This is a genomic window from Enterobacter sp. FB (assembly GCF_000805795.1).
Lineage (GTDB): Bacteria > Pseudomonadota > Gammaproteobacteria > Enterobacterales > Enterobacteriaceae > Enterobacter > Enterobacter roggenkampii.
Window position 1 is genome coordinate 494,018 of sequence record NZ_JSZC01000013.1, and the last position, 12,849, is coordinate 506,866.

At 59.6% G+C, this 12,849-nt stretch carries 11 protein-coding genes; 7 read left to right on the plus strand and 4 right to left on the minus strand.

What is annotated here, in order from left to right:
- The first annotated feature begins 2 nt into the window (after positions 1 to 2).
- Entirely contained in the window at positions 3 to 1,061 is a 1,059-nt protein-coding gene (gene modC / locus PI91_RS09225) for a molybdenum ABC transporter ATP-binding protein ModC (RefSeq protein ID WP_039265991.1), read from the plus strand.
- Here the strand turns inward: modC and PI91_RS09230 are convergent, their stop codons facing one another.
- Complete coding sequence (locus PI91_RS09230) at positions 1,062 to 1,880, minus strand: pyridoxal phosphatase (RefSeq protein ID WP_039265992.1); 819 nt, start codon at positions 1,878 to 1,880, stop codon at positions 1,062 to 1,064.
- A 140-nt stretch (positions 1,881 to 2,020) separates the two neighbouring features.
- On the opposite strand from PI91_RS09230, the gene pgl reads away from it, so the two are divergent.
- Positions 2,021 to 3,016, plus strand: coding sequence for a 6-phosphogluconolactonase (pgl, locus tag PI91_RS09235; protein ID WP_023292974.1), 996 nt, complete (start codon positions 2,021 to 2,023; stop codon positions 3,014 to 3,016).
- A 123-nt stretch (positions 3,017 to 3,139) separates the two neighbouring features.
- Here the strand turns inward: pgl and PI91_RS09240 are convergent, their stop codons facing one another.
- Entirely contained in the window at positions 3,140 to 4,423 is a 1,284-nt protein-coding gene (locus PI91_RS09240; protein WP_039265993.1) for a putative acyl-CoA thioester hydrolase, read from the minus strand.
- Positions 4,424 to 4,647: 224 nt separating this feature from the next.
- On the opposite strand from PI91_RS09240, the gene hutI reads away from it, so the two are divergent.
- The 5 genes from hutI (at position 4,648) to hutH (ending at position 10,892) form a co-directional block, all read left to right on the plus strand.
- Positions 4,648 to 5,871, plus strand: a complete 1,224-nt coding sequence (hutI, locus tag PI91_RS09245) for an imidazolonepropionase (RefSeq protein WP_039265994.1) — start codon at positions 4,648 to 4,650, stop codon at positions 5,869 to 5,871.
- Positions 5,868 to 6,806, plus strand: coding sequence for a formimidoylglutamase (gene hutG, locus PI91_RS09250; protein ID WP_039265995.1), 939 nt, complete (start codon positions 5,868 to 5,870; stop codon positions 6,804 to 6,806). Before hutI ends, hutG begins: the two co-directional genes overlap by 4 nt.
- A 19-nt stretch (positions 6,807 to 6,825) precedes the next feature.
- Positions 6,826 to 7,560: a histidine utilization repressor gene (locus tag PI91_RS09255; protein WP_023326935.1), complete on the plus strand. Its 735-nt coding sequence runs from the start codon at positions 6,826 to 6,828 to the stop codon at positions 7,558 to 7,560.
- A gap of 126 nt (positions 7,561 to 7,686) precedes the next feature.
- Positions 7,687 to 9,375 (plus strand): urocanate hydratase, encoded by a 1,689-nt coding sequence (gene hutU / locus PI91_RS09260; RefSeq protein ID WP_039265996.1) that lies wholly within the window; start codon positions 7,687 to 7,689, stop codon positions 9,373 to 9,375.
- Entirely contained in the window at positions 9,372 to 10,892 is a 1,521-nt protein-coding gene (gene hutH / locus PI91_RS09265; RefSeq protein WP_039265998.1) for a histidine ammonia-lyase, read from the plus strand. The genes hutU and hutH overlap by 4 nt, the downstream gene beginning before the upstream one ends.
- 85 nt (positions 10,893 to 10,977) lie before the next feature.
- On the opposite strand, the gene PI91_RS09270 is transcribed toward hutH, so the two are convergent.
- Both PI91_RS09270 and bioA read right to left on the minus strand, forming a co-directional pair.
- On the minus strand, positions 10,978 to 11,454 hold the full coding sequence (locus PI91_RS09270; protein WP_021240999.1) for a kinase inhibitor: 477 nt from the start codon (positions 11,452 to 11,454) through the stop codon (positions 10,978 to 10,980).
- A 48-nt stretch (positions 11,455 to 11,502) separates the two neighbouring features.
- Positions 11,503 to 12,810 carry an adenosylmethionine--8-amino-7-oxononanoate transaminase gene (gene bioA, locus PI91_RS09275; protein ID WP_069598011.1) on the minus strand — a complete coding sequence of 436 codons (1,308 nt, stop codon included), beginning with the start codon at positions 12,808 to 12,810 and terminating at the stop codon, positions 11,503 to 11,505.
- Positions 12,811 to 12,849: the final 39 nt, after the last annotated feature.

Sequence of the window (12,849 nt, forward strand, 5' to 3'; positions counted from 1 at the left end):
GCATGCTGGAACTGAATTTCTCCCAGACGCTGGGAAACCATACCCTGACGCTTAACGAGACGCTGCCTGCAAGCGGTATCACTGCCATCTTCGGCGTCTCGGGGGCGGGGAAAACGTCGCTGATAAATGCCATCAGCGGCCTGACGCGCCCGCAGTCAGGACGGATTGTATTGAATAACCGCGTCTTAAACGACGTGGAAAACAAGGTTTATCTCACGCCGGATAAACGCCGCATTGGCTATGTTTTCCAGGACGCGCGCTTATTCCCGCACTACAGCGTGCGCGGCAACCTGCGTTACGGCATGGCGAAAAGCATGGCCGGACAGTTTGATAAGCTGGTGACGCTTTTAGGCATTGAGCCACTGCTCGACAGGCTGCCCTCGTCGCTTTCCGGCGGAGAAAAACAGCGCGTGGCCATTGGCCGCGCGTTGCTGACCGCGCCCGAACTGCTGCTGCTCGACGAACCGCTGGCCTCGCTGGATATTCCGCGCAAACGTGAGCTCCTGCCCTACCTGCAGCGCCTGACGCGAGAAATTAATATTCCGATGCTCTACGTCAGCCATTCGCTGGATGAGATCCTCCATCTGGCCGACAAAGTGCTGGTGCTGGAAGAGGGCAGCGTCAAGGCCTTCGGCAACCTGGAAGAGGTCTGGGGCAGCAGCGTAATGCACCCGTGGTTACCCCGGGAACAGCAGAGCAGCATTCTGAAGGTGAGCGTGCTGGAACACCATCCGCACTACGCGATGACGGCGCTGGCGCTCGGCGATCAGCACCTGTGGGTCAATAAGATCGACAAGCCGTTGCAGTCCGCGCTGCGTATTCGTATTCAGGCATCTGACGTCTCGCTGGTGCTGCAGCCGCCGCTGCAAACCAGTATTCGAAATATTCTGCGCGCCAAAGTCGCGGAGTGTTTTGATGATAACGGCCAGGTGGAAGTGAAGCTCGAGGTGGGAAGCCGGACGCTCTGGGCGCGCATCAGCCCGTGGGCCAGGGATGAGTTAGGGATCAAACCCGGCCTGTGGCTTTACGCGCAAATTAAGAGCGTCTCGATCACCGCCTGATTACAGCAGGTGGGTATAAATATACTGCGCGATGCTGTCGGTGGTGTTGTCGCCAATCACCACGTTAGCGCGCGCTTTTACCGCGTCGTCGGCATTGCCCATCGCCACGCCCGTACCGACGGCTTCCAGCATGCTGATGTCGTTGTAGTTGTCGCCGAAGGCGATCGCGTCCTGCATTGACCAGCCCTGTGATTCCACATACTGCGTCAGACGCTTGCCTTTGCTGTTGCCTTTGCGGGCAATATCTACCTGATCGTGCCAGGACCACTCGCACTCCAGCCCCAGCGTTTCCTCGACGTGCTTCGCGAAGGTATTCAGTTTGGTCGTGTCTTCATCCGTCAGGGCGAATTTCCAGATAGCCTCAACGTCCTGGGCTGCCTGACGCAGGGAGGATACCTGGGTAAAGACCGGACGCTGCGCTTCAGGCAGGGACAACGCCCAGTTGCTGGTGCGCACCACGTGGCCGGTAGGGCGCTCGTAGACCATTGCGTTATCCACATACATCAGGCCGTGAATGGCATGCTCATCCAGCAGATCAATCAGTTGCAGCGCCTGGGGAACCGGCAGCGGGTCGGAGGCTAAAACCTTTTTTGCCTGATAATCATACAAATAAGTGCCATTACAACAAATTGCAGGTGTATCTAACGTCAGTGCCTGATAAAAAGGGTGAATGGCTACGTGATGTCGACCCGTTACGATAAGGAGTTGATATCCCGCTTCCTGCGCGCGTTTAAGCGCTTCCAGAGAAGAGGGGAGAAGGGTTTTTTGCGGCGTCAGTAAGGTACCGTCTAAATCCAGAGCAATCACACGCGAGGTCATCTGTTTTCCCGGGTTAATATTGAATTTACGTTTTGATGGGATGGTACACCGAGAGGCGAATGCTTCAAAATTCCTGTCGACAATTCAGCATTCACCGTCAAAAGTTAATTACTTTCATGCGCAGTGAGGAGTGAATATTCATGAAACAAACCGTTTATACCGCCAGTCCTGAAAGCCAGCAGATCCACGTCTGGCGCTTAAATACCGAAGGGACACTCACGCTGGTTCAGGTTGTTGATGTGCCAGGCCAGGTACAGCCGATGGTCATCAGCCCGGATAAACGTTTCTTGTACGTGGGTGTGCGCCCGGAGTTTCGCGTGCTGGCCTATCGCATCTCTCCGGACGACGGCGCGCTGACGTACACTGCCGAAGCGCCGTTGCCGGGCAGTCCAACCCATATCTCAACCGATCGTAAAGGCAACTTTGTCTTCAGCGGCTCGTATAATGCGGGCTGCGTCAGCGTAACGCGTCTGGAAGATGGCATTCCGGTCGAAACCGTGGATGTGGTGGAAGGGCTGGAAGGCTGCCACTCGGCGAATATCTCTCCGGATAACCGCACGCTGTGGGTGCCTGCCCTGAAGCAGGATCGTATCTGCCTGTTCACCCTGAGCGACGATGGTCATCTGGTGGCGCAGAATCCGGCTGAAGTCACGACGGTAGAAGGTGCAGGCCCGCGTCATATGGTCTTCCATCCGAACCAGCAGTACGCCTACGTGGTCAACGAACTGAACAGCTCCGTGGACGTATGGGAGCTGAAAGATCCAAACGGTCAGATTGAGTGCGTGCAGACGCTGGACATGATGCCGTCTGATTTCTCCGACACCCGCTGGGCGGCGGATATTCACATTACGCCAAATGGCCGTCATCTGTACGCCTGCGACCGCACCTCCAGCCTGATCACCGTGTTTAGCGTTTCTGAAGACGGCAGCGTGCTGGCGATTGAAGGCTTCCAGCCGACGGAAACGCAGCCGCGCGGCTTTAATATCGATCACAGCGGCAAATACCTGATTGCGGCGGGGCAGAAATCCCACCACATCGCGCTGTATGAAATTAAAGGCGAGCAGGGGCTGCTGGAAGAGAAAGGGCGCTACGCCGTAGGCCAGGGGCCGATGTGGGTGGTGGTTAACGCTCACTAAGCGGCTTAAAACAAAAAACCTCGCGAATGCGAGGTTTTTTTATGCCCGGTGGCAGTGCGTTTACCGGGCTTACATAACCTGTAGGCCGGGTAAGGCAAAGCCGCCACCCGGCAAAAGGACAGCTTACTGCTTCGGCTCAGCAACCACTTTGCTACCCAGACCGCGGTTGTTGTACTCCCACATGCGGTTGAAGTTAGCGTCGTTCAGGTTGCGCTGCACGTTCCCTTTATCGTCCACCGCACCGGTATTGCCGGAGAACGGACGTTTAGAGATCGCCGCATCCGCCCACGGCTTCGCCATGTTGAAGCCTTCGTTGATCACGCTGTCGCGGATCACCACCTGACCGTTGGTCGCCGCGTCCACGTCCAGGGAGCGTCCCAGCTGCGCCACGCCGTCACCGGCAGCGTTAAAGCGGCTGTTCACGGCCAGGAAGCCGAAGAAGAGGTTCGACGGGGTTGCCGGAGCAAACACGTAACCTTCCTGCTGAGTGCGTGAGTTCACCACGCGGAAATCGGTGTTATCAAATACCACCGCGCCGCGGCCGGACACCAGATCCACGTCACCTTCAACGTAGCTGTTGGTTACCAGCGTACGGGTCAGACGGTTATTCTGCAGGGTGTTCTGCACGCCGCTGTTGGTCACGAAGAAGGTGTTCTGACGACCCAGAATGTTGACGTTGTTAATCTGCACCTTATCGCCATCGCTGCGCAGCGCGACGGCCTGGTGGTTACCGGCGTCAACGCTGTCGCCCAGGGTATTCTGGATGGTCAGGTTCTGCAGCTGCAGACCGTTATTCTGAGACCAGAACACCGCTGAGCACATCACGCCAACGGTGGCGGAACGCTTGCTCTGGCAGTTATCAAACATATACCACGCCGGTTTGCCTGGCATATATTTACCGGCCGGGTTCACCAGGTGACGCCAGGTGTTGCTGTCGATTTCAGAATCAATCGCCAGGCCAATTTTTACGTCGATTGCTTTTTCGCCCAGACCGTAAAGCGTAATGCTGCCCGGTGCCGCCGGAACATACACGGTGCCTTCATATTCGCCTGGCAGGATCGCGATGTACTGGCGAGACGCGCTGTGTTTCGTGATGGCAGCATCTACCGCAGCCTGAATAGAGGTATGCGTTACGCCCTGCGCACCTGCCGGGCCAACCACGAAGTCAGGCTGTTTCGGCAGGTTAATCGAAGACGGGGTCCACGGCGCAGCGTTAGGAGCCATCGACGAGAAGTAGTGCGCACGGTCGAAGTTCTTCGCTTCATCAGCGGACAAAATCGGGCGGGAGGCGGTACCGGGCGCGACCTGCTCAGAAGGGCGCTGATCCGGTGGGGTTGAACTGCATGCGGATAAGGTCACGACAAAGGCGAGCGCTAACGCCAGACGGGAAATCCTGGAAATGTTCAAGGTGAAGCTCCTGGGTATGCAAGTCTTTACGGGATAGACGAAATAGCCTGCTTTTTTATACTAAGTTGAGCGAAACGGGAAGATAAAAAGGGTAAAAGTTGCATTTTTAGCCCTGGAGCGGCGGGTAAGTGATCACAAATAAATAACATTTTCCGCAAAGTCGGTTGACAGCAGACAACAGATGAAAATAAATGTCTATACAACCCATGACAAGTGGAAAGCCCATGCAGCAGATTCATCCTGACGATGTGATATGGCGAAATGCGCGACTGGCTACGATGGCGCCGGACGTCCGTGCGCCCTATGGACTGAAAGATCAACACGCCCTGGTTATACGGGGTCAAACTATCCTGGCCGTGATACCTGAATCTGACATTCCGGCCGGACACACTCACTGTGTCGATCTTCAGGGTCGTCTGGTCACCCCGGGCCTGATTGATTGCCATACCCACCTGGTGTTTGGCGGCGATCGCGCGGCGGAGTGGGAGCAGCGTCTCAACGGTGTCTCTTATCAAACCATCAGTGCCCAGGGGGGCGGGATTAACGCGACCGTGACGGCGACGCGCAGCAGTTCACCCGAAACCCTGCTTAATCTGGCACAGCAGCGGCTTCAGCGTCTGATGAATGAAGGCGTCACCACGGTTGAAATCAAATCGGGATACGGCCTCAACGCCGAGGCCGAAGAGAAAATGCTGCAGGTCGCACGCCAGCTGAGCCTCAATAATCCGATCGATATCAGCCCAACGCTGCTGGCGGCCCATGCGGTTCCGCCGGAATACCGACAGGATCCGGATGCCTACCTCACGCTGGTCTGCGAGCAAATATTGCCCACGCTGTGGCAAAAAGAGTTGTTTGAAGCTGTCGACGTGTTCTGTGAAAACGTCGGCTTTACCCCGTCGCAAACCGAGCGCCTCTTCAAGGCGGCAACCGCGCTCGGTATTCCGGTGAAAGGGCACGTCGAGCAGCTGTCGAATCAGGGCGGTGCGGCATTGGTCAGCCGGTATAAAGGACGCTCTGCCGATCATATCGAATATCTTGACGACGCAGGCGTTCAGGCGATGGCGCAAAGCGGCACGGTGGCGGTTCTGCTGCCCGGCGCGTTCTATTTTCTGCAGGAGCGCCAGCGTCCGCCGGTGGAACAGCTCAGAAAACAGGGCGTGCCAATGGCGGTCGCCACCGACTATAACCCCGGCACCAGCCCGTTTGCCAGCCTGCACCTGGCGATGAACATGGCCTGCGTCCAGTTTGGCCTGACGCCCGAGGAAGCCTGGGCTGGCGTCACGCGGCATGCCGCGCAGGCGCTGGGCCGCGGGGAAACCCACGGACAGCTGCGGGCCGGGTTTGTCGCCGATTTCATCGTCTGGGATGCACACCATCCGGTAGAGATGGTCTACGAGCCGGGACGCAATCCGCTGTATCAACGTATTTTCCGTGGGGAGGCAGTATGAGGTTATGGCGGCCCGTCGCCGAAACGGTCTGGCAGGGGCGCGACGACAGCGCCGAGGCCAGCAACGCAACGCGCATTTTCCAGACGATACGGCAGCAGGGGGCGTTCACGCCGCTGGCATCCGGCATTGCGCTGATAGGCTTTGAATGTGATGCAGGGGTAAAACGCAATCAGGGCAGGCCCGGCGCCGTGCAGGCGCCTGATGTGCTGCGCAAGGCGCTGGCAAATATGGCAAGCCATCTGGGACACGAGCGGCTGGCGGATATGGGGTCGGTTTACGTTGAAGGTGACGAGCTGGAAGCGGCACAGCAGGCGTTAAGCGATGCCGTGACAGCCTGCCAGCGCTCCGGGATGCGCACGCTGGTCTTTGGCGGCGGACACGAAACCGCGTGGGCGCACGGTCGCGGCGTGCTGGACGCCTTCCCGAACGAGCGGGTGGTCATTATCAACCTTGATGCCCATCTCGATCTGCGCAAGGCCGACCGGGCGACGTCCGGCACGCCGTTTCGCCAGCTGGCGCACTACTGCGATGAGCGCGGGCGGGCATTTCAGTACGCCTGCTTTGGCGTGAGCCGGGCGGCGAACACGCAGGCGCTGTGGGATGAGGCTGAACGCCTGAACGTCACGCTGGTGGAGGATCTCCATTTCAGGCGCGATGCGCTATCCGCGCTGGAAAAGGTGCTGGCCCAGGCCGATCGCGTCTACCTGACAATCGATCTGGACGTCCTGCCCGCCAGCGAAATGCCTGCCGTTTCCGCTCCGGCTGCGTTAGGCATACCGGCACTGGATCTCCTCCCCGTTATCGAACAAATCTGCCGTAGCGGTAAGCTACAGGCCGCCGATCTGGTAGAGTTTAACCCGCAGTTCGATCGGGACGGGCAGGGCGCAAAGCTTGCCGCCCGTCTGGCCTGGCAAATTGCTCACTGGTGGGCATAACACTATTCAAGGAGTCACGATGTTTTCACGCTCACCCCTGCCGCCGTCGAGCCCTCCCGCGCCTTTCTACGAAAAGGTGAAGCAGGCGATCAGCGAAAAAATCGCCACCGGCGTCTGGCGGCCGCACGACCGTATTCCCTCGGAGGCCGATCTGGTGGCGCAGTTTGGTTTTAGCCGGATGACCATCAACCGGGCGCTGCGCGAGCTGACCGACGAAGGGCTTCTGGTACGCCTGCAGGGCGTCGGGACGTTTGTGGCGGAGCCGAAAGGGCAGTCCGCCCTGTTTGAAATCCGCAGCATTGCGGACGAGATTGCCGCGCGTAATCATCAGCACCGCTGTGAGGTGCTGGTGCTCGAAGAGACCCAGGCCAGCGCCGAGCAGGCGGTAGAGCTGAATGTTAAAGAAGGCAGCCGGATCTTCCACTCTGTGATGGTGCATTTCGAAAACGACGTTCCGGTGCAGATTGAGGATCGCTGCGTGAACGCTGAACGGATACCGGACTATCTGAACCAGGATTACACCCAGACCACGCCGCATGCCTATCTCTCGCTCGTCGCACCGCTGACGGAAGGGGAGCACATTGTGGAAGCCGTGCGCGCCACGCCGCAGGAGTGCGAACGGCTGCGCATTAAAGAGCACGACCCGTGCCTGCTGATCCGCCGTCGAACCTGGTCCTCGTCGCACATCGTGTCACATGCCCGGCTGCTTTTCCCGGGGAACCGTTACCGGCTGCAGGGCCACTTTATGTCATAAGTTTTATAAGCGTGATCGCTAACGCAATATAACAAAATTGTATCTTTTTTGTTAAATCCGACCTTGTGTGTGCTTGTCTATACAAGTATATCTAAATGCATCATCTGTCCCGTATTGGAGCACACAATGTCGTCAGGTAAATACCGCCAGCAGGACGTCCGCGCCGCGCGCGGCACCACCCTTACCGCCAAAAGCTGGCTCACCGAAGCCCCGCTGCGCATGTTGATGAACAACCTTGATCCTGAGGTGGCGGAAAACCCCCACGAGCTGGTGGTCTACGGCGGCATTGGCCGCGCCGCGCGCAACTGGGAATGCTATGACGCCATTGTTAAGGCACTGACCGAACTCGAAAACGACGAAACCCTGCTGGTGCAGTCCGGCAAGCCGGTTGGCGTGTTTAAAACCCACAAAAATGCCCCGCGCGTGCTGATCGCCAACTCTAACCTCGTGCCGCACTGGGCCACCTGGGAACACTTCAACGAACTCGACGCGAAAGGGCTGGCGATGTATGGCCAGATGACCGCCGGGAGCTGGATCTACATCGGCAGCCAGGGGATCGTGCAGGGCACCTACGAAACCTTCGTGGAGGCCGGTCGCCAGCACTACAACGGCTCGCTGAAAGGCCGCTGGGTATTGACCGCCGGTCTTGGCGGGATGGGCGGCGCGCAGCCGCTGGCCGCCACGCTGGCCGGCGCGTGCTCGCTGAACATTGAGTGCCAGCAGAGCCGCATTGATTTCCGTCTGCGTACCCGCTACGTCGATGAACAGGCGACCAGCCTGGACGATGCGCTGGCGCGCATCAAAAAATACACGTCCGAAGGCAAAGCGATGTCGATTGCCCTGTGCGGCAACGCGGCGGACATTCTTCCTGAACTCGTCGCCCGCGGCGTGCGTCCGGATCTGGTCACCGACCAGACCAGCGCCCATGACCCGCTGCACGGTTACCTGCCAAAAGGCTGGTCGTGGGAAGACTATCAGCAAAAAGCGGAGACCGACCCGGAAGGCACGGTGCTTGCCGCGAAACGCTCCATGGCCGAGCACGTCTCCGCCATGCTGACCTTCAGCCAGATGGGTATTCCGACCTTTGACTACGGCAACAACATTCGCCAGATGGCGAAAGAGATGGGCGTGAATAACGCCTTCGATTTCCCCGGCTTCGTTCCGGCCTATATCCGTCCGCTGTTCTGCCGCGGCATCGGTCCGTTCCGCTGGGTTGCCCTGTCCGGTGACCCGGAAGATATCTACAAAACCGACGCCAAAGTGAAGGAGATCGTCGCCGATGACGAACACCTGCACCACTGGCTGGACATGGCCCGCGAGCGCATTAACTTCCAGGGCCTGCCAGCGCGTATCTGCTGGGTAGGGCTGGAGTGGCGTCAAAAACTGGGCCTCGCCTTTAACGAAATGGTGCGCAGCGGTGAAGTTTCCGCGCCGATCGTCATCGGCCGAGACCACCTGGACTCCGGCTCCGTCGCCAGCCCGAACCGCGAAACCGAAGCCATGCGCGACGGCTCGGACGCGGTCTCCGACTGGCCGTTGCTGAATGCCCTGCTGAATACCGCCAGCGGCGCGACCTGGGTGTCGCTGCACCACGGCGGCGGCGTGGGGATGGGCTTCTCCCAGCATTCCGGGATGGTTATTGTCTGTGACGGAACGGATGAAGCCGCCGCGCGTATCGCTCGCGTGCTCCACAACGACCCGGCCACCGGCGTGATGCGTCACGCGGATGCGGGTTACGAGATTGCCATTGACTGTGCCAAAGAGCAGGGCCTTAACCTGCCGATGATCCCTGCCACACAAGGAAAGCATGAATGAACGCATTAACCCTCACTCCCGGCTCACTGACGCTCAAGCAGCTGCGTAACGTCTGGCGTCAGCCGGTCACCCTTTCGCTGGATGAAAGCGCCCACGCCGCCATTAACGACAGCGTGGCCTGCGTTGAAGCCATCGTTGCCGAAGGGCGCACGGCTTACGGGATTAATACCGGCTTTGGGCTGCTGGCGCAGACCCGCATCGCGACGCACGATCTGGAAAACCTGCAGCGTTCTCTGGTGCTGTCGCACGCGGCGGGCGTCGGCCAGCCGCTTGACGATGAGATTGTCCGTCTGATGATGGTGCTCAAAATCAACAGCCTGGCGCGCGGTTTCTCCGGCATCCGCCTGAGCGTGATCCAGGCGCTGATGGCGTTGGTTAATGCGGAGGTCTATCCGTGGATCCCGGCGAAGGGTTCCGTCGGGGCCTCCGGCGATCTCGCACCGCTGGCGCACATGTCGCTGCTGCTGCTGGGCGAAGGCAAAGCGCGCTGGCAGGGCGAGTGGCTGCCTGCGAAAGAGGCGCTGAAAAAAGCCGGCTTAACGCCGATCACGCTGGCGGCGAAAGAGGGGCTGGCGTTGCTGAACGGCACTCAGGCATCGACCGCCTTCGCGCTGCGCGGCCTGTTTGAAGCGGAAGATCTGTTTGCCTCGGCGGTGGTGTGCGGCGCGCTGACCACCGAAGCGGTGCTGGGCTCGCGTCGCCCGTTTGATGCCCGCATCCACGAGGTGCGCGGTCAGCGGGGACAGATTGATGCCGCCGCGATGTACCGTCACGTGCTTACCGACACCAGCGAGATCGCGGAGTCACACCACAACTGTGAGAAGGTGCAGGATCCGTATTCCCTGCGCTGCCAGCCGCAGGTGATGGGGGCATGCCTGACGCAGCTGCGCCAGGCGGCGGAGGTGCTGCTGGTGGAGGCCAACGCGGTGTCCGATAACCCGCTGGTGTTCGCCCAGGAAAACGAGGTGGTCTCCGGCGGTAACTTCCACGCCGAGCCGGTGGCAATGGCGGCGGATAATATCGCGCTGGCGATTGCCGAAGTCGGCGCGTTGTCTGAGCGCCGCATCGCGCTGATGATGGATAAACACATGTCCCAGCTGCCACCGTTCCTGGTGCGTAACGGCGGGGTCAACTCGGGCTTTATGATCGCTCAGGTGACGGCCGCAGCGCTGGCAAGCGAGAACAAAGCCCTGTCGCACCCGCACAGCGTGGACAGCCTGCCAACGTCTGCAAACCAGGAAGATCACGTTTCGATGGCACCGGCTGCCGGGCGTCGTCTCTGGGAAATGGCCTCCAACACCCGCGGCGTGCTGGCGGTGGAATGGCTGGCGGCAAGTCAGGGTGTCGATCTGCGTGAAGGGCTCAAATCCAGCCCGCTGCTTGAGCAGGCGCGTCATGCGCTGCGCGAGCACGTCACGCATTACGATGATGACCGCTTCTTTGCCCCGGATATTGATAAGGCGATGCAGCTTCTGGAAGAGGGGCGGCTGGTGGGGCTGCTACCTTCGGTGCTGTGATTTTTTTGCCCGGTGGCGCTGCGCTTACCGGGCCTACGAGTACGAAATCCAGGCCGGGTAAGGCGTAGCCGCCACCCGGCTTTTTTTACGAATACATCGCCGTAATCGACGCGCTCCCCAGGGAATGGAAATGCACGTTAAACCCGACCATCGCGCCGCTCGCGCCTTCATCGACCTCAATTCTCTCCACGTCCAGCGCGTGCACCGTGAAGATATAGCGGTGAGTTTCCCCTTTTGGTGGCGCCGCGCCGCCGTAGCCCGCTTTACCGAAGTCAGTACGCGTCTGAATGGCACCTTCAGGCAGGGCAACCAGGTCTGAACCGGAACCCTGCGGCAGCACGCGCGTGTCGGCAGGCAGGTTCGCCACGATCCAGTGCCACCATCCGGAACCGGTTGGCGCATCCGGGTCATAGCATGTCACGACAAAGCTTTTGGTGCCTGCCGGAACCTCGTCCCACGCCAGGTGCGGGGAGATGTTATCGCCCTGATACCCCATGCCGTTGAAAACGTGCCGTTCCGGCAGCTTTTCGCCGTCGCGCAGATCTTTACTGATGATTTTCATACGGTTTACCCTCGTTGATCGCTCGTTCAGCAAGTGTAATGCATTGGGTTAAATCGTGAAATGCGCGGGAATGTTAACGGCTGTTACAACCGCGTCGGTTAATTTTCGAAGCTGCTCTGGCGTGATGCTGTACGGCGGCATCAGATAGATAAGCTTGCCGAAAGGCCGGACCCACACGCCCTGGTCCACGAAGAAGCGCTGCAGCGCCGCCATATTCACCGGATGGGTGGTTTCAATCACCCCGATGGCGCCCAGCACGCGCACGTCCGCCACGAAATTCGCGCCCGAGGCGGCGCTCAATTCCGCTTTCAGCTGCGCTTCTATCGCCGCAACCTGCGTCTGCCACTCGCCGCTCTCCAGAATCGCAAGGCTTTCACTCGCCACGGCGCAGGCCAGCGGGTTACCCATAAACGTCGGGCCGTGCATAAAGCAGCCGGCTTCACCGTCGCTGATGGTGTCGGCCACCTGGCGGGTCGTGAGCGTGGCGGAGAGCGTCATGGTGCCGCCGGTCAACGCTTTACCGAGGCACAGAATATCCGGCGCAATGCCCGCATGTTCGCAGGCAAACAGCTTGCCGGTGCGGCCAAAGCCGGTGGCGATCTCATCGGCAATCAGCAGAATGCCCTCGCGGTCGCACATCTTGCGAATACGCCTCAGCCATTCCGGATGGTACATCCGCATTCCGCCCGCGCCCTGCACGATCGGCTCAAGAATGACGGCGGCGATCTCATGGCGATGCGCCGCCATCAGCCGCGCGAAGCCGACCATGTCCATCTCGTTCCACTCGCCGTCGAAGCGGCTCTGTGGGGCAGGGGCAAACAGGTTTTCCGGCAGATACCCCTTCCACAGGCTGTGCATGGAGTTGTCCGGATCGCAGACCGACATCGCCCCGAAGGTATCCCCGTGATAGCCGTTGCGGAAGGTGAGGAAACGCTGGCGCGCTTCGCCTTTGGCGTGCCAGTACTGCAGCGCCATTTTCATCGCCACTTCCACCGCCACGGAGCCGGAATCCGCCAGGAATACGCACTCCAGCGAGTCAGGCGTCATCGCCACCAGACGGCGGCATAAATCCACCGCGGGCTGATGGGTGATCCCGCCAAACATCACGTGCGACATCTGGTCAATCTGCGTCTTCATCGCCGCGTTCAGGCGCGGGTGGTTGTACCCGTGAATGGCCGCCCACCAGGAGGACATCCCGTCAACGAGCCGCTCGCCGCTGGCGAGGTGCAGCTCGCAGCCGTGGGCGGAGGCCACCGGATAGACGGGAAGGGGGCGGGTGGTGGAGGTGTAAGGGTGCCAGATATGCTGCTTGTCGAAGGCGAGATCGTCCTGGGTCATAATCGACTTGTAAACCATTTTGAAAAGTTTTAGGTTTACGAGTATAAACCGAACCGA

Excerpts from the sequence above, each read along its gene's own strand:
- hutI (WP_039265994.1), top strand. The coding sequence starts at position 4,648 with ATGCAGCAGATTCATCCTGACGATGTGATATGGCGAAATGCGCGACTG.
- PI91_RS09270 (WP_021240999.1), bottom strand. The coding sequence starts at position 11,454 with ATGAAAATCATCAGTAAAGATCTGCGCGACGGCGAAAAGCTGCCGGAA.
- PI91_RS09255 (WP_023326935.1), top strand. The coding sequence starts at position 6,826 with ATGTTTTCACGCTCACCCCTGCCGCCGTCGAGCCCTCCCGCGCCTTTC.
- PI91_RS09230 (WP_039265992.1), bottom strand. The coding sequence starts at position 1,880 with ATGACCTCGCGTGTGATTGCTCTGGATTTAGACGGTACCTTACTGACG.
- bioA (WP_069598011.1), bottom strand. The coding sequence starts at position 12,810 with ATGGTTTACAAGTCGATTATGACCCAGGACGATCTCGCCTTCGACAAG.
- pgl (WP_023292974.1), top strand. The coding sequence starts at position 2,021 with ATGAAACAAACCGTTTATACCGCCAGTCCTGAAAGCCAGCAGATCCAC.
- hutH (WP_039265998.1), top strand. The coding sequence starts at position 9,372 with ATGAACGCATTAACCCTCACTCCCGGCTCACTGACGCTCAAGCAGCTG.
- hutG (WP_039265995.1), top strand. The coding sequence starts at position 5,868 with ATGAGGTTATGGCGGCCCGTCGCCGAAACGGTCTGGCAGGGGCGCGAC.
- hutU (WP_039265996.1), top strand. The coding sequence starts at position 7,687 with ATGTCGTCAGGTAAATACCGCCAGCAGGACGTCCGCGCCGCGCGCGGC.
- modC (WP_039265991.1), top strand. The coding sequence starts at position 3 with ATGCTGGAACTGAATTTCTCCCAGACGCTGGGAAACCATACCCTGACG.